Raw genomic sequence first — 15,798 nt, forward strand, 5'->3', positions numbered from 1 at the left:
CGTGAATGTCGCAGTAGCGACCGTGTGGACAAGCCGGGGACAACGCGCCGTGGGCGCGTTGCCCCCACCTTGCCCACACTCATTCACCCTTTGCCCACACTGCGCCGCACGGCCGCCGGAGCTGGCTGAGAACGCCTGCGGCGCAACAGCAACAGATCTTTTCTTAATCGCTGCGCGGATGCCGTCTTAACGACCGCTCCGCGGTGGCTGGGGCAGCGCCAAACCGCTGCGATGAACGTCGGCACGACAACTTAAATTCGGGGGAAAACTGTCCTGGACATGGGGTCCACTATAGAGTTGGCGGCACGGCAGCGGGCGGAGCGGGCGATCCAGTCGCTCAATGCGGGACTGGAGCAGCGGGTCGCGGAGCGCACCGCCGCGCTGCGGCTGGAGATCGGCGAGCGCCGGCGGGTCGAGGAGCGGCTGCGCGGGAGCGAGGCGCTGGTCCAGCAGCAGTTGTTGGAAATCCAGTCCTTCTACGACGCGGCACCCGTAGGTCTCTTCGTGCTGGATACCGAGCTGCGCTATCTGCGCATCAACGGTCGGCTGGCGGAGATGAACGGGATCCCGGTGGAGGCGCACCTCGGTCACAGCGTGCGCGAGCTGCTGCCGGACCTCGCGGACGGCATCGAGCCGCTGTTCCGCCAGATCATGGCCACCGGTGTCCCGATGCTCAACCTGGAGGTTAGCGAAGAAACCGCGGCCCGCCCCGGCGGCCGACGTTTCTGGCGGGCGCAATACTATCCCCTGCGGAGCGCGACCGGTGAGGTCATCGGTATCAACGGCATGGCCGAGGACATTACCGAGCGTAAGCACATCGAGGACGAGGTGCGCGAGCTCAACACCCAGCTCGAGCGCAAGGTCGAAGAACGCACCGCCGAGGTCCTGGCCGCCGCCGCCGCCCTCCGGGAGCGGGAATCCATGCTGCGGGCGGTGATCGATAACGTTCCGTTCGAATTCTGGGCGCGCGATCTGGAGGGCCGCTGTTTCATGGAGAACGCTGTATTGGTCCGGCATTGGGGCAGTCTTCTCGGCAAATGTCCGCAGGACGAGACCGTGGATGCGGACGATCTGGCCCTGTGGGTGAGCAACAATGCCCGCGCGCTGGCCGGCGAGGTGGTGGACGACGAGGTCCACTATGTCGTGCAGGGGGAAGAGCGCATCTTCGAGAACATCGTTGCCCCGATCCGCGTGGGAGAGCAGATTCAAGGCATCTTCGGGTTCAACATCGATATCACCGAGCGCCGGCGCGCCGAGCAGGCCCGCGATCTGACGCTCGCCAAGTATCAAACGCTGTTCGAGAGCTTCCCGCTCGGGATCACGGTGACCGACAATCAGGGACAAATTCTGGAGATCAACCAAACGGCTGACACCCTGGTCGGCATTGCCCATGAGGCGCATCTGTGCCGCTCTCTGGACAGCCCGGCGTGGAACCTCCTGCGACGCGATGGCACGTGCATGCCGACGGCCGAGGTTCCGGGTGTGCGGGCGCTCCGCAACAGGACTGCCTTGCATCGGGCAGAGCTGGGTATCCCCCAGGCCGATGGGAGCCTGACCTGGCTCGCGGTGACTGCCGCCGCGCTGCCGCCGCCTGCCGGCGGCGTGGTTGTGACCTATGCCGACATCACCGAACGCGTCCACGCCGAGATGGCGCGCGAGACGGTGAGCGCCGCGGCCCAACTCGCCGGCGCCTGCGAATCTCTGGTTCTCTTCCGTCAAGAACTTCCGCACCTGGTGGCGGCCCGGCTGAGTTTCCCCATGGCGGCGATCGCGCTCCTGGATTCGGATCGCGGCGAGCTGGTCTTCGCCGGCAGCGTCGGCATACCGGACGTGCATCCGGGCCTGCGGGTGCCGTTCGCGGCGGATCTGTCCGGACTGGTCGCCGCGGACGGACAGGCATGGGTGGAGCCGGATGAGCCCCTTCCCGCCGATTCGCTCCCTCTGCCCTTGCAGCCGTTGGGCCTGGTCACCTTGCTCAGCGTGCCGCTGACGCTTGGCGAGCGGGTGCTCGGCGTGCTGCTGCTCGCCGATACGCGCCGGCGGCCGGAGGCACCGCGTCTGCTGAACACCCTGAGCGCCGTGGCGTCCGCCATCGAGCGACTCGAAGCCCAGCGGGCGCTGCGGGATGAGGCGGACCGGCGCCGCATCCTGTTCGAGCAGTCCAAGGAGGGGGTTGTTCTGCTGCGTGACGACGGCTCCGTGGCGGAGGCCAATCCGGCCTTTGCCGAGATGCTGGGCTACTCGCTGGACGAGCTGAAGGAAATGCACCTGTGGGATTGGGACGTAGGGATTCCCCGCGAAGTGCTCGTGGAAGCGTTGCGAGCCTTCGATTTTGGACATGTCATCGTTGAAACCCGTCACCGCCGCAAGAACGGCACCGAGTACGACGTTGAAGTGCGCGTGAACTGTGTGGAATGGGCGGGCCAACGCTTGCTGTTCTGTCTGCATCACGACATCACCGCCCGCAAGCTGGCGGAGGCCGCGCTGGAGGAGCACCGCGCGCAGTTGGAGACGCTGGTCAGGGAGCGTACCGCGGAGCTGGAGCAGGCCAACCAAGCCCTGTCCACGAGCGACCAGCGTCTGAGTGCCATGTTCGACATGAGCCAAGTGGCCAATACGCTGGATGAGCAGAGCCTTCTGCAGTATGGGATCGACGAGGCGGTGCGGCTCACTCAGAGCGAGATCGGCTATCTTCATTTCGTCGGCAACGACCAGGAGTCCATCCGCTTGGCGACCTGGTCGAGCGCCACCCTGGCCACCTGCCAAGCCGACCACGTGGAACACTATCCCATCAGCGACGCCGGTGTTTGGGCGGATAGCGTCCGCTTCAGGCGACCGGTCGTGCACAACGACTACCAGCACCTGGAGGAGCGCCGCGGTTACCCCGCGGGCCACGCGCATCTCGTTCGCCACATCGGGGTCCCCGTGATCGACGATGGGCTGGTGCGCATCCTCATCGGGGTCGGCAACAAGCCCACGGACTACGACGACACGGATGTACGCGAGCTCCAACTCATTGGCAACGACCTTTGGCGGATTTATACCCGCCGCCGCGCCGAGATCCAGCTTGCTGCGGCCAAGGAGGAGGCCGACGCGGCCAATCGGGCCAAGAGCGTTTTCCTGGCCAACATGAGCCATGAGATCCGCACCCCGATGAACGCCATCATCGGGCTGAGCCACCTGCTGCAACGCTCGACCATGACCGATGCACAGCACGAGCGCTTGGGCAAGATCGATACGGCGGCGCACCATCTGCTGGCCGTCATCAACGACATCCTCGACCTGTCCAAGATCGAGGCCGGCCGCATGCAGATCGAGGAGACGGACTTTCGGTTGGACGAGATCCTGGAACACAGCCGCTTACTGATCGCCGAATCGGCCGCGAGCAAGGGATTGCAGGTCGATGTCGAATCGAGTGCCGTCCCCCTCTGGCTGCGGGGCGATCCGACACGCCTGCGTCAGGCCTTGCTGAATTTCGCGGCCAACGCCGTCAAGTTCACCGAGCGCGGCCAGGTTGTCTTGCGGGCGGATGTGGAGCACGAAGATCAGGCTGGACTCTTGGTGCGCTTCGAGGTCGAGGATACCGGGATCGGGATCGCGCCTGCGCTGTTGGCGCGGCTGTTCGAGGCGTTCCAGCAGGCCGACGAGTCCACCTCGCGCCGATATGGCGGAACCGGGCTCGGTCTGGCGATCACCCGCCGTCTCGCGCGCCTCATGGGTGGCGACGCCGGCGCCGTGAGCGTGCCGGGCCAAGGCAGCCGCTTCTGGTTTTCGGCACAACTGAGGCGTGGGCAACTCCCTGCACTGGAATCGACGGCCCTGCCGGCTCGCACCGTCGCCGCCGAGCTGGCCGGCAGCCGAGCCGGCGCACGCATCCTCCTGGCGGAAGACAACCTCATCAACCAAGAGGTGGCGGTCGATATCCTGCACGCGGTCGGCCTGAACGTCGACATCGCCGGCGATGGCCGCGATGCCGTCGAGAAGGCGCGCGCGAACGACTATGACCTCATCCTGATGGACATGCAGATGCCCGAACTCGATGGGATCGAGGCGACGCGCGCGATTCGCGCCGCGTTGGGTCGCAAGCACCCACCCATCTTTGCGATGACGGCGAATGCTTTCGACGAGGACCGTCAGCGCTGTCTGGCCGCCGGCATGGACGACTTCGTCACCAAGCCGGTCGAACCGGATCGGCTCTACGCGCTGCTCATGAAGTGGCTGCCGCCACGCGATCACAGCGTCCCAGACACGCGAGCGACGGCGCCAAGCGCCTCCAGCGAGGATCTGTATCGACGCCTGAGCGCAATCGATGGACTTGACGTGACACGCGGACTCTTGTCCGCGCGCAATCGGCTGGCTTTCTATGCCAGGCTGCTGACGATCTTCATCACACACCGCGCGGACAACCCTCAAAGGCTGCGCCGGTGCGTCGCGACCGCGGACACCGAGACAGCGCGAGAACTAGCCCATGACCTCAAGGGTGTGGCGGGCACGATCGGGGCGACCCGAGTGCGTGACCTGGCGGAGTCGGCGATGGCGGTCCTGCGTCAACGCGACTCCACGGCGGCCGCTCTTGTGCTGGAGCTCGCCGACAGCGTCGAACAACTGGTGGGGCAGTTGCGCCAAGCGCTGACCGATGATCGGACAGACCTGGGGTAAGCTGAAACGGCCTTGATCATCGTTCCGGCCGGCCGCGGCGACAAGCTGCAAGGTCGATACGCACCGCTCGCGGACGCGGCGCCCACTGAGCGCCCCCAGCCTCAAAAGAGCCCGGACAGGTCGGCGGTCTGCAAACCGGCCAGCGGCAGCGGAACCGCGCCCAGGCCGCTCGGGGTCATGACGTCGGCATAGCCGTGCGGCCCCGGTCGACGGTGGATGGTCAGCCGCCGGCCGCCCAAGTCCACTAGCCAGGCCTCGGGGATGCCGGCGCGGGCATAGCGCGGAAACTTGACCTCGCGGTCGTAGCGCAGGCTGCCGTCGGCAACCTCGATCAGCAGCAGCACGTCGGCCCGTTCGGCACGCGCGCCGTCGATGCCGGGACGCAGCAGGGCGATGTCGGGCCGGGGTTCGCAGTGGTCATCGAGCCCGATGGGCTCATGCAAGGCCACGACAGCGGACCGCTCGACGGCCTCCCGCAAGCGGTCGGCGATCAACGCGGCGCTGCCGGCATAGGGCTGACCGATCGGCGGCAGCTCGATAATCTCCCCATCGATCAACTCGGTGCGCAGGTCAGCGGCGAGGATGCCGAGTTCTCCCATGCGACGGTAATCCGCGACCGAGAGGCGGTGGACGCGGGCGAGTTGGTGGGCGATCCTGTTCATCGTGTTCCACGCGTAAAAGCGCGTCGACCGGCATTAAAAGAGACTGGTCAGGTCGACCATCGCCGGCACGCCGACGGGCACGGGCACGGGCAGCAGGCCAAGATTGTCGGGACTGGTCTCATCGGCGTAGCCGTGCGGCGCCGGTCGGCGATGGACCGTCAGGCGCCGGCCACCCAGATCCACCAACCAGACCTCCGGGATGCCGGCGCGGGCGTAGCGCGGGAGCTTCACCTCGCGGTCATAGTGCAGACTGCTGTCGGCGACCTCGATCAGCAGCAGCACGTCCGCGGGGCCGGGGTGACCGGTGCGGTAGTAGTCGTCACGCGGACGCAGCAAGGCGATATCGGGCAAGGGTTCGGAGTGGTCATCGAGCCACACCGGGTCTTGCACGGCCACGATCGCGGCGGCGCCGACCGCTTCCTTCAAACGATTGGCAATGAACTTGACGGTCCCGGCGTGTGGATGACCAATCGGCGGCATCTCCATGATCTCCCCATCAATCAACTCGGTGCGCAACTCGGGACCGAGGATGCCGAGCGCACCCATGCGGCGGTAGTCATCGACCGTCAGACGATGAACCCGGGCTCTGATCTCTGCGGTGGCGCTCATCGGACTTCACCATGTATCGCCGTCGAACGTGATAATCGGATGTAGGGGCGGGTTTCAAACCCGCCCCTACACAAGGGTCTGTCCGGATATCGGGTCCGAAGGCTTTAACGCGATTGCTGTGCTGCTCAGGTCTTGCCGTAGATGGCGTTGGGGTCTTTGAGCACCGGTGCGATCTCGGCCCAGGCGCCGTCACCGTCGAGTTGGCGATAAAAGCAGTTGTGCCGGCCGGTATGGCAGGCGATGCCGCCGCGCTGCTCGACCTCGAGCAACACCACGTCGGCGTCGCAGTCGATGCGGATGCCGTGCACCACCTGCTGATGACCGGATTCTTCGCCCTTGTGCCACAGGCGCTTGCGTGAGCGCGACCAATAGACGGCGTGGCCGGTCTCGCGAGTCAGGGTCAGTGATTCGCGATTCATCCAGGCCATCATCAGGATGGTGCCGGTGCCGGTCTCCTGGGCGATGGCGGGTACCAGTCCGTCGGCATCCCATTTGATGGCGTTGAGCCAGTCTTCGTTCATTGGTGTCTGTCCGTTTCAGGGGTTGGCGGCCGCGATCTCATCCGCCAGGCGCTGCCCGGCGGCGAAGTCCAGGGTGCCCTCGTAGATGGCGCGGCCGGTGATGGCGGCGACGATGCCGCGCTCGGTGCCGCGGCCGGCGACCGCGGCCAGCGCGCGGATGTCGTCGCTGTTGGTGATGCCGCCGGAGGCGATGATGGGAATGGCGACCGCCGCGGCCAGCGCGAGGGTGGCCGGGATGTTGGGGCCGGTCATCATGCCGTCGCGGCCGATATCGGTGTACACGATAGCCGAGACGCCGTCGCCCTCGAAGCGTTTCGACAAGGTCTCCACCCGATGTTCGGTGAGTTCGGCCCAGCCTTTGATGGCGACCTGACCGTCTTTGGCGTCCAGGCCGACGATGATCCGCCCCGGAAAGGCGCGGCAGGCGCGGGCGACGAAGGCCGGCTCCTGCACCGCCTGGGTCCCCAGGATGCAGTAGCTCACCCCGGCCGCGAGATAGGCGGCGATGGTCGCCTCGTCGCGGATGCCGCCGCCGACCTGGATCGGCAGGTCGGGAAAGCGCGCGGCGATGGCGCGGATGGCCGCCCCGTTGACCGGCTCACCGGCGAAGGCGCCGTTGAGATCCACCAGATGCAGCCGCCGGGCGCCCTCCCCCACCCAGCGCGCGGCCTGCTCCACCGGATCGTCGGAGAAGATGGTTTCGTCATCCATACGGCCCTGGCGCAGCCGCACACAGCGGCCGTCCTTCAAGTCAATGGCGGGGATCAACAGCACGGGGAATCTCCCTGGAGAGCGGGGCGAAAGGCGAATCGGGTTACAAAGGGGTCATACGGGAGACCACAAGGGGAGTCACAAGGCGCCCTTGGTCGAAGGCAGGATCCCGGCCATGCGGGGGTCCGGCTCCACCGCCATGCGCAGCGCCCGCCCGAAGGCCTTGAAGAGGGTCTCCGCCTGGTGATGCGCATTGTCGCCGCGCAGGTTGTCGAGGTGCAGGGTCAGACCCGCATGATTGACCAGACCCTGGAAGAACTCATGGAAGAGATCCACGTCGAAGGCGCCGATCATGGCGCGTGTGAAGTCGCAGTGGAAGGTCAGACCCGGCCGCCCGGACAGGTCGATCACGACGCGCGACAGCGCTTCATCGAGCGGCACATAGGCATGGCCATAGCGGCGGATGCCTTTCTTGTCCCCCAGGGCCTGAGCCAGGGCCTGACCCACCGTGATGCCGATATCCTCGGCGGTATGGTGGGCATCGATGTGCAGGTCGCCGGTCGCGACAATGTCCAGATCGATCAGGCCGTGGCGCGCCACCTGATCGAGCATGTGTTCCAGGAAGGGCAGACCGGTCTGCAGGCTGGAGCGTCCGCTGCCGTCCAGGTCCAAGGCGACCCGGATCTGGGTCTCCAGGGTGTTGCGCTCGACGCGCGCAGTGCGGTGGCTGGTCTCGGTGGTCATGACGGCAAGGCTCGGCCTGGGCGCCGCGGGGCGCGTAAGGCCGCTATTTAACCACAGGCGGCGGATGCGGCCCTAGCAGCCTGAACGGCTCGGCCTCAAGCCTCCAGCCAAAAAGTCACAGGTCCGTCGTTGACCAGGCTGACCTGCATGTCGGCCCCGAAGCGGCCGGTGGCGACCGTCGGATGGGCACGACAGGCGCTGGCGACCAGATGGTCGAACAGGCGCTCACCCTGCGCCGGCGCCGCGGCCGTGGTGAAGCCGGCACGGGTGCCCTTGCGGGTGTCGGCGGCCAGCGTGAATTGCGGCACCAGCAGCAGCCCGCCGCCGATGTCGCGCAGGCTGCGGTTCATCCGGCCGTTGTCATCCGGAAAGACCCGGTAGCCGAGCAAACGCTCCAACAGCCGCTCGGCCCGCACGGGGGTATCCTCCGGCTGCACGGCGACCAGGACCAGGAGCCCGAGGCCGATGGCACCCAGGGTCTCTCCAGCCACCTCGACTCGCGCCCGCGTGACCCGCTGCAAGAGTCCGATCATCCGCTGCTCCGCTCACCCCAGCACTTGGGCGAAATGATCCGTGGCCTCCACCAGGGCCGCCCGGATGCCTGGTTCGAAGGCCGAGTGACCGGCATCCGTGATCACTTTGAACGCGGCCTCCGGCCAGGCCTGATGCAGGTCCCAGGCGGAACGCAGCGGACAGATCAAGTCATAGCGCCCCTGGACGATCGCCCCAGGAATCGCGGCGAGCCGGCCGGCATTCGCAATCAGTTGATCGGGCTCCAGGAAGGCGTTGTTCACGAAATAATGCGACTCGATGCGCGCCAGACTCAGCGCCAGATGCGGTTCGGCGAAATGGGCCTGGATATTGGCGTTGGCCAGCAGGGTCGCGGTCCGGCCCTCCCAGATCGACCAGGCCTTGGCCGCCGCCATGCGCGTCACCTCGTCGGCGCCGGTGAGACGCCGGTGATAAGCGGCCAGCAGGTCGGAACGCTCCAACGCCGGAATCGGCGCCAGGAAGTCCTCCCAGTAGTCGGGAAACACCCAACTGGCGCCTTCCTGATAGAACCAGCGGATCTCAAAGGGTCGACACAGAAAGATCCCGCGCACCACCAGCGCCAGCACCCGGTCCGGATGGGTCTCGGCATAGGCCAGCGCCAGGGTCGAGCCCCAGGAGCCGCCGAAGACCAGCCAACGCTCCACCCCGAGCCGCTCGCGAATGCGCTCGAGATCCGCCACCAGATCCCAGGTGGTGTTCGCGGCGAGCGACGCGTGCGGGGTGGACCGACCGCACCCCCGCTGATCGAACAGGATGATGCGGTAGCGACGCGGATCGAAAAAGCGCCGATGCGCGGCCTCGCAGCCGGCGCCCGGACCGCCGTGCAGGAAGACCGCGGGGATGCCGTCGGGGCGCCCGCACTCCTCCAGATAGAGCCGATGGCCGTCACCGACCGGCAGCTCATAGGTGGCATAGGGCGTCAGCGGTGGATAGAGATCATGCTGTGTCTGTTTCATGACCGCCAGGATAGAGGGCGAAGGGCAGAACGGCAATCGGTCCCCCGTATCGGACAATTCCTACAGTACGCGAAGGGGATTGCCGACAACTCCAGGCCGCCCGATCGGCCATACTCATACTGTCGCCATCCGGTAAGCCAGGGACGGATCGACCGCGCACCCGTGGTCACGCACACTCCTTACCAGACCAAGCACGGCGACACCCCCGCCGCGGGATGCGACGGGGGTTTTTTACTTATTAGATAAATGTCTATCGCCTGACCATGACAGGTTTCGCGAGCACGCCGGGGCTAGTCGACCGGCCCAGGGGAGCGATCCGCCTCCTCCTTACGTGCACACTCCTCCTTGTGCGCGCACTGCGCGCAGGTCCCCATCACCTCGACCACCCGCCGCCTGGGCCGAAAACCGCTCTCGCGCGTGACGCTCTCCAGGCTGCGCTCAACGGCGTCGTCCTTAAGCTCGGCCACTCCGCCGCACTCCAGACAGATCAGAAACTCGCTGGAGTGCGGGTGTTCCGGGTGGTCGCACCCGACAAAGGCGTGCAGACTCTCGATCTTATGGATCAGACCCTGTTCCAGCAGGAACTCCAGGGCGCGGTAAACCGTCGGCGGGGCGACCACCCGCGGACCCTCGCGCATGGCATCCATGATCTCGTAGGCGCCGACCGGCCGACCGGCCGCACATAGGATCTCCAGCACCCGCCGCCGCTGATCCGTGAGGCGCACGCCGCGTTCCCGGCACAGCACCTCGGCGCGAGCGATCTGCGCACGCGGCGCGGTCATGCGCTTGGCCCCGCCGGACCGAGGGTGCCGCGCCCGGCAGTCACTGCCGCGGGACCGGGCCGCTGGGCCAGACGTTGCGCGCGCCGCCGGGTCAGCAACCCGCTCAGCACGGCGGAGATCACATAGACGGCCCCGGCCAGGAGGATGATCGTCGGCCCGGCGGGCAAATCCGGCCCATAGGACAGGGCCAGCCCGCCGGAGGTGAAGCCGATCCCGAGCAAGGTCGCGATCACCATCATGCCCCCCAGTGAATGCACATAATGACCCGCCACCGCGGCCGGCAGGGTCAGCAGCGCGATGACCAGAATCAGACCCACCACCTGGATCAGCAACACCACGGTCACCGCTACCAGACACAGCAGCAACAGGTAGAAAAAGGTCACCGGCACCCCGCGCAGGCGGGCGAACTCCTCGTCGAAGCTCACGGCCAGGAACTGCCGATAGAAGAGCGCCACGGTCAGCACCAGCGCCAGGTCCAGCCCGGCCATCAGCCATAGATCCCGTTGCCGGACCAGCAGAATGTTACCGAACAAGTAGCTCATCAGATCCGTACTGTAACCCGGCGTCTTGGCAATAAAGAGGATACCCACCGCCATCCCGATCGCCCAGAGGGCGCCGACCAGGGTATCCTCCTGCGCGCGCCAGGCGAGCCGCACGCCGCCGATGATCAGGGCCGATACCAGGGCCGCGATCAAGGCCCCCAGCAGCGGATCGAAGCCGAAGTAGAGCGCGGCACCCATGCCGCCGAGCACCGAGTGCGCGATGCCCCCGGCCAGGAAGGCGATGCGCTTGACCACCACATAGGTGCCGATGACCCCGCAGCCGATACTGGCCAGCAGACCCGCGAGCAGCGCGGTCCGCAGGAAGGCATGGTCGGTCAGTGCCGTCAGGAACTCATTCATGATCAATGCCCATGCGCCACGGCGCGCACGTCCGCGTGGTAGAGACGATGGAGCAGGTCCCCATCGACCGCATCGGTGCGATGGCAGATCAAGGTGCGGTTGAGGCAGGCCACGCGATGCACAAAGCCGGAGATGAAGGCGATGTCGTGAGAAACCACCAGAATGGTCAGGCGCGCGTTCAGGCGCGCGAGCAACTCAAAAATATCGCCCTCCACCCGCTGATCGATGTTGGCCGTGGGTTCATCGAGGATCAATATCCGCGGCTCCCCCACCAGGGCGCGGGCCAGCAGCACCCGCTGCAACTGACCACCGGACAGGGTCCCGATGCGTCGGGCCGCGAGATCCAGGGCCTCCACTTCCGCCAGCGCCGTCCGCACCGCCGCGCGATCCGCCGGGCGGTACCAGCCCAGCGGCGGCCCCAGCCCCAGGCGGCCCATCAACACCACCTGCTCCACCGAGATCGGAAAATCACGCGGGAAGGTCGGGTACTGAGGCACATAGCCCAGATACCGTCGCGCGGCGCGCGGCGGCATGCCGAGCACCTGGATGCGCCCGGTCTGCGGTGCCAGCAACCCCAGCATGAGTTTGAGCAAGGTGCTCTTGCCGCCGGCGTTCGGCCCCACCAGCCCCAGGAACTCGCCCGCCGCGATCGTCAGATCGACGCCGACCAACACCGGATTATCGCCATAGGAAAAGCCGAGATTCTCGACGGCGATGACCGGCTGGCTCCCCGTCCCGATCCCCGCCTGACTCAGCGATGGACTTGGCGCCTGACTGGGCGCCTGAATCAAGGTCGGACTCATGGCGCCGCCGGCCCGGCAATCAGGTCAGTGAGCCGCCGCAGCGTCGCGAAATAGTCCGCGGCAAGCGGGTCCACGGACTCCACCCGACCGCCGATGGCCGCCGCGATCTGCTCGGCCGCGCGCGGGCTGAACTGCGGTTGAACCAGCACCACCGCCACCGCGTTGGCGCGCGCCGCATCGATCAGCCCCGCCAGGGCGCGCGCACCGGGCTCCTTGCCCTCGTATTCCACCGATATCTGGGTGAGCCCGTAGGTCTCCGCGAAATAGCCCCAGGCCGGATGGAACACCATGAATCGGCGCTCTTTGACCGGGGCCAGGCGGGCCCGGATCTCGGCATCCAGGGCGTCCAGATCGGCTGCGAAACGGTCATAGTTCGCCCGGAAGGCATCCGCCTGGTCAGGCCGCAGCGCGATCAGGGCATCGCGAATACCCGCCCCCATGGACTTCACCAGGGGCGGACTGGTCCACACATGGTTGTCCATGGCCTCGTGGTCGTGATCCGCGTGGGTTGGCGCGTGATCCTGGTTCGGTGTCCCGTCGTCATGCGCATGGTCGGCCCGGCCCCGCGCGTCATCGATCACTTGCGCCGCGTCCCGCGGCCGCAACCGGATGTTGTCGCGGGCATCCAGCACCCGCATCCGCGCGTTCGTCGCCCGAATGCGCGGAAGCCAGGCGTCTTCCAACGACATCCCGACCCGCACATAGAGATCCGCGTCCGCCAACGCGGCCACCTGACGCGGGCTCGGCTCATAGGCATGGGGGTTCTGGCCGGACCGCACCATGGCCTGTACCTGCACCTGATCGCCGCCGATCCGCTCCACGAAGGTCGCCAGCGGCACCACGGTGGTGAAGACCGACAGCGGCCGGTCGCCCGGATCGGCGGCCCCGGCAGGTCGGGACACGCCGATCGCCACAACCATCAAGAGCACGGCCAAGGCGGCCGAGCCAGCCCTTACGGCCATCATCGAAACCAGAGAGCGGGGAGCGAGGAACATGAAAACTCAGTAGGATATAGGCACCGGAAGACCGGCAGGCAGGACGACATGATATCTTATAACGTGCCGACCGCAAGGCCGAACGCGCGGCCTTTCCGGACACCAGCGGCCGCCTCGCCGCTTGATCCGACGCGGACCGGCGCACTCGGCACGGATCGAGGTTACGCTTTGCCGGGACGATCGACAGCGCTTGTTCCGTACAGGAGATCCGCGATGCCTTACAGTCCGCCCCGCCACCCGCTGGAAGTGCTGCAAAAACTCAATCATCAAGCTCCAGCAGCGCGACGGCGAACGCCATGAAGTGGGCTGGCAGACGATGCGCGAGTTACTGGCCAAGCGGATCGACCCCGCGACCTTCGCCAACCCCGTCCTGATCGATCGGCTGATCGAGTACAGCGGCGGCCACCCGCGCGAGCTGCTGCGGCTGTTGCGCATGGCGTGCGACCTGACCGAATCCGAACATATCGAGGCCCCGACGGTCGAGAGCGCCATCGACAAGCTGGCCGCCGATTTTCGCTACTGGCTGCAACCCGACGATTACACACTGCTCGCGAAGGTGGATGCCAGCAAAGGCGCGCACGTGGGCAACGACGAGCGCGCCCGCAATCTGCTCTGGCGCCTGGCGCTGCTCCACTACAACGACGGCTCCTGACGCGCCACCCACCCGGTCGTGCGACGACTGGAAGGCTATCAGCAAACGTGGCGCACACTGACTTCAGCACCGGCCAAGCACACGAAGGCCAGACGCCCAGGCCCAGGCAAGAGCGGGTTATGACCACCCTGCCCGCGGTCGATCCATTCCAGTTCGACGACCAGCGGCACCTCGCTGCCGAGGATCTGCTGCCGGAACACCAGGACGATCTCCAGCGCCTGATCAAACTGCTGCGCTATGCCCCGCGTTGGACGAAGCACTGCGCATTCGCACACAGGGAGATCTTCCGGTCTATGAACGATTGGGCGATGCCCGCGAGAAGGCGATGACCCAGAGCAAGATCGCTGACATTCTGCGCCACCATGGCGAGTTGGACGAGGCGTTGCACGTTTTCCAGTGGGATTGCCAACGAACTCAAGCGCGATCACCCTGACGCCATCGGAGCGATTGGCGAATTGTTAGCGCAGGTGCTAGCCTTGGACGGGCGTCAGGAAGAGGCCCTCGCCGTACTCGATCAGGCAGAGTCATCCTATGGCAGGGCCACCAACAACGCGGGCGTGCTACAGGTGCGCGCGCTCCGATCAGCGATTGCGGGCCAGTCAGTCCCCGAGCAAGAGGCCACCGCCGCACCGCTCGCCGAACACCAAGACAAGCGCTAAGCACTTTGATCCCAGTGAGAGCCGTTATCACACAATGAACGTCATCGCACAATTCACGGTCATCCCCATCGGCACCGGCACCTCGCTGTCAGGCTATGTTGCGGCGTGCGAGCGCGTCCTGGCAGCAACCGGACTGACGTACGAGCTGCACGCCAACGGGACCAATCTGGAGGGCGAATGGGAGGCGGTCATGGACGCGATCAAGCGCTGTCATGAGACCCTGCACGCCATGGGTGTGCCGCGTATCTCGACCAGCGTCACGATCGGCACCCGCAGCGACCGCCCGCAGCGGATGGCCGAAAAGATCGCCAGCGTGAGGGAAAAACTGGCAGACCAGAGCTAAGGCGTGAGCCCTTCGATCTGCCCCAGAAAACCGTTGACTTGGACGTGCAACAGCATCGCGGCACGCCGGAACCGCGAGGCGACCAGCCGTTCGCGCTCCCAGTCCAGCTCGAACGAGTAACAATTGCGGAAGACGTGGCGAAAGCCCCGAAAGTCATCGAGTAACCGATACAGCTCCGCGTCGATGACCGCCGGGCGGTAGCCGGGGATTTCCAGGCGCATGCGGCGCAGCAGGTCGGCGTGCCAGGTCCCGGCGCCCAGGTCGTTCTCGAAAAAGGCGGCGATGGCGCGGAAGATGTTCTCGCAGCCGTTGTAGAAATTGTGCAGCAGATAGCCGATGGCACCGCGGTCGTAGTCGCTCACCGCCTCCGCGGGCAGTGCGAGGTGGGCCTCCGCTGAGGCGAACAGACGTTCCAAACGCGCGATCTTCGCTAATTCATCGCGCACATCGGCGCACAACAGCTCAGGGGTGCGGGCCATAGATCACCTGACCTCGCGCGATGATCTTCGCGACGAACACCGGGTCGTCATCCTGAGTGAAGAGGTCCAACGGTCGCCCCAGTGCCTGTTCGAGATCGCGGCGCAGGTTCCAGTAGGCCGCAGCGCACACCCCCAACACGAGCAAGTCCACGTCTGACTGGGCACCAACCCGACCCTCCGCGATGGAGCCGAACAGGTAGGCCCGAGTCACACCATAGGCTTGCAGGATCGGGGCCGCGGCCAGACGGACGTGGGCCTCCAGTCGCGCGGAGGCGATCCGGGTCTGCGCGCGCTCAAGATTCCAGCGCGCTTTGAGCTTGCTGAAATCGAAGGGGCGACCGGTCGGTTCAGTGGTGGGATTGATCATAATGGTGTTATTGCTGGATCATTTCGATGACACCCATCGCCCGGTCTATCGCGTGACGGAGATCGGCCTGGCGGTCATCGCGCGCCGCTTCCATTATGGCACTTACGCCGTCCGTATTTTCCGTTGAATCCGGCAAGCAGGCCGCATTCTTCCGCCATGAGACATTTGCGCTGCGGCGTTTTTCGCGGACGCGCCGGAACCCGGGGTCGGCGCCAGGTGGGCTGACGCACAGGCATTTCCTGGCGAGCATCGGCGAAATCGGGTCGCCGGGGCGCCCATTTGAGAATTATTCTCAACAACCCTGTCCCGCGGACAGCCGCGCCCGCAGGCGACGCGCGAGCGGCCTGGCCGGACGTGGCAGTCGGTGAGGGGCTATCCGGTCGCGGGGATGGGCTGAACCAG

18 protein-coding genes are annotated in these 15,798 nt (G+C 66.2%); 5 read left to right on the forward strand and 13 right to left on the reverse strand.

What is annotated here, in order from left to right; all coding sequences use genetic code 11:
* Positions 1–279: 279 nt before the first annotated feature.
* Positions 280–4,659: a PAS domain S-box protein gene (locus tag A39O_RS37325; RefSeq protein WP_083925005.1), complete on the forward strand. Its 4,380-nt coding sequence runs from the start codon at positions 280–282 to the stop codon at positions 4,657–4,659.
* Positions 4,660–4,760: 101 nt separating this feature from the next.
* On the opposite strand, the gene A39O_RS0130795 is transcribed toward A39O_RS37325, so the two are convergent.
* The 11 genes from A39O_RS0130795 to A39O_RS0130845 all read right to left on the reverse strand — a co-directional run bounded on the left by A39O_RS0130795 (position 4,761) and on the right by A39O_RS0130845 (position 12,866).
* Positions 4,761–5,321, reverse strand: coding sequence for a Uma2 family endonuclease (locus tag A39O_RS0130795; RefSeq protein ID WP_020508488.1), 561 nt, complete (start codon positions 5,319–5,321; stop codon positions 4,761–4,763).
* A 33-nt stretch (positions 5,322–5,354) separates the two neighbouring features.
* The gene (locus A39O_RS0130800; RefSeq protein ID WP_020508489.1) at positions 5,355–5,930 is read right to left on the reverse strand and encodes a Uma2 family endonuclease; all 576 of its coding nucleotides are present in this window, start codon (positions 5,928–5,930) and stop codon (positions 5,355–5,357) included.
* 125 nt (positions 5,931–6,055) lie between these two features.
* Positions 6,056–6,451: a phosphoribosyl-AMP cyclohydrolase gene (gene hisI, locus A39O_RS0130805; RefSeq protein WP_020508490.1), complete on the reverse strand. Its 396-nt coding sequence runs from the start codon at positions 6,449–6,451 to the stop codon at positions 6,056–6,058.
* 15 nt (positions 6,452–6,466) lie between these two features.
* Complete coding sequence (gene hisA / locus A39O_RS0130810) at positions 6,467–7,225, reverse strand: 1-(5-phosphoribosyl)-5-[(5-phosphoribosylamino)methylideneamino]imidazole-4-carboxamide isomerase (RefSeq protein ID WP_020508491.1); 759 nt, start codon at positions 7,223–7,225, stop codon at positions 6,467–6,469.
* Between the two features lie 75 nt (positions 7,226–7,300).
* Positions 7,301–7,906: an imidazoleglycerol-phosphate dehydratase HisB gene (gene hisB / locus A39O_RS0130815; protein ID WP_020508492.1), complete on the reverse strand. Its 606-nt coding sequence runs from the start codon at positions 7,904–7,906 to the stop codon at positions 7,301–7,303.
* A 95-nt stretch (positions 7,907–8,001) separates the two neighbouring features.
* Complete coding sequence (gene dtd / locus A39O_RS0130820; RefSeq protein WP_020508493.1) at positions 8,002–8,439, reverse strand: D-aminoacyl-tRNA deacylase; 438 nt, start codon at positions 8,437–8,439, stop codon at positions 8,002–8,004.
* A 12-nt stretch (positions 8,440–8,451) separates the two neighbouring features.
* Positions 8,452–9,414, reverse strand: a complete 963-nt coding sequence (gene pip, locus A39O_RS0130825) for a prolyl aminopeptidase (protein ID WP_020508494.1) — start codon at positions 9,412–9,414, stop codon at positions 8,452–8,454.
* Positions 9,415–9,704: 290 nt separating this feature from the next.
* Positions 9,705–10,196, reverse strand: a complete 492-nt coding sequence (locus tag A39O_RS0130830; RefSeq protein ID WP_020508495.1) for a transcriptional repressor — start codon at positions 10,194–10,196, stop codon at positions 9,705–9,707.
* Positions 10,193–11,098 (reverse strand): metal ABC transporter permease, encoded by a 906-nt coding sequence (locus A39O_RS0130835; RefSeq protein WP_020508496.1) that lies wholly within the window; start codon positions 11,096–11,098, stop codon positions 10,193–10,195. The genes A39O_RS0130830 and A39O_RS0130835 overlap by 4 nt, the downstream gene beginning before the upstream one ends.
* Positions 11,099–11,100: 2 nt before the next feature.
* Positions 11,101–11,901, reverse strand: a complete 801-nt coding sequence (locus tag A39O_RS0130840; protein ID WP_020508497.1) for a metal ABC transporter ATP-binding protein — start codon at positions 11,899–11,901, stop codon at positions 11,101–11,103.
* The gene (locus tag A39O_RS0130845; protein ID WP_020508498.1) at positions 11,898–12,866 is read right to left on the reverse strand and encodes a metal ABC transporter solute-binding protein, Zn/Mn family; all 969 of its coding nucleotides are present in this window, start codon (positions 12,864–12,866) and stop codon (positions 11,898–11,900) included. Before A39O_RS0130845 ends, A39O_RS0130840 begins: the two co-directional genes overlap by 4 nt.
* A 346-nt stretch (positions 12,867–13,212) precedes the next feature.
* On the opposite strand from A39O_RS0130845, the gene A39O_RS0130850 reads away from it, so the two are divergent.
* The 3 genes from A39O_RS0130850 to A39O_RS0130865 all read left to right on the forward strand — a co-directional run bounded on the left by A39O_RS0130850 (position 13,213) and on the right by A39O_RS0130865 (position 14,550).
* A complete protein-coding gene (locus tag A39O_RS0130850) occupies positions 13,213–13,548 on the forward strand; it encodes a hypothetical protein (protein WP_157640538.1) in 336 nt (111 codons plus the stop codon).
* A 119-nt stretch (positions 13,549–13,667) separates the two neighbouring features.
* On the forward strand, positions 13,668–13,877 hold the full coding sequence (locus tag A39O_RS41480; protein WP_157640539.1) for a hypothetical protein: 210 nt from the start codon (positions 13,668–13,670) through the stop codon (positions 13,875–13,877).
* A gap of 364 nt (positions 13,878–14,241) precedes the next feature.
* A complete protein-coding gene (locus A39O_RS0130865; protein WP_020508502.1) occupies positions 14,242–14,550 on the forward strand; it encodes an MTH1187 family thiamine-binding protein in 309 nt (102 codons plus the stop codon).
* Here A39O_RS0130865 and A39O_RS0130870 read toward each other — a convergent pair.
* Together A39O_RS0130870 and A39O_RS37330 are read right to left on the reverse strand one after the other, a co-directional pair.
* Positions 14,547–15,029, reverse strand: coding sequence for a ribonuclease toxin HepT-like protein (locus tag A39O_RS0130870; RefSeq protein ID WP_020508503.1), 483 nt, complete (start codon positions 15,027–15,029; stop codon positions 14,547–14,549). The genes A39O_RS0130865 and A39O_RS0130870 overlap by 4 nt on opposite strands.
* A complete protein-coding gene (locus A39O_RS37330) occupies positions 15,013–15,396 on the reverse strand; it encodes a nucleotidyltransferase family protein (RefSeq protein ID WP_020508504.1) in 384 nt (127 codons plus the stop codon). The genes A39O_RS0130870 and A39O_RS37330 overlap by 17 nt, the downstream gene beginning before the upstream one ends.
* 1 nt (position 15,397) lies before the next feature.
* Between A39O_RS37330 and A39O_RS43065 the strand changes: the two genes are divergently transcribed.
* Positions 15,398–15,523, forward strand: a complete 126-nt coding sequence (locus A39O_RS43065; protein WP_020508505.1) for a type II toxin-antitoxin system RelE/ParE family toxin — start codon at positions 15,398–15,400, stop codon at positions 15,521–15,523.
* Positions 15,524–15,798: the final 275 nt, after the last annotated feature.

Source organism: Lamprocystis purpurea DSM 4197 (assembly GCF_000379525.1).
Classification (GTDB): domain Bacteria; phylum Pseudomonadota; class Gammaproteobacteria; order Chromatiales; family Chromatiaceae; genus Thiodictyon; species Thiodictyon purpureum.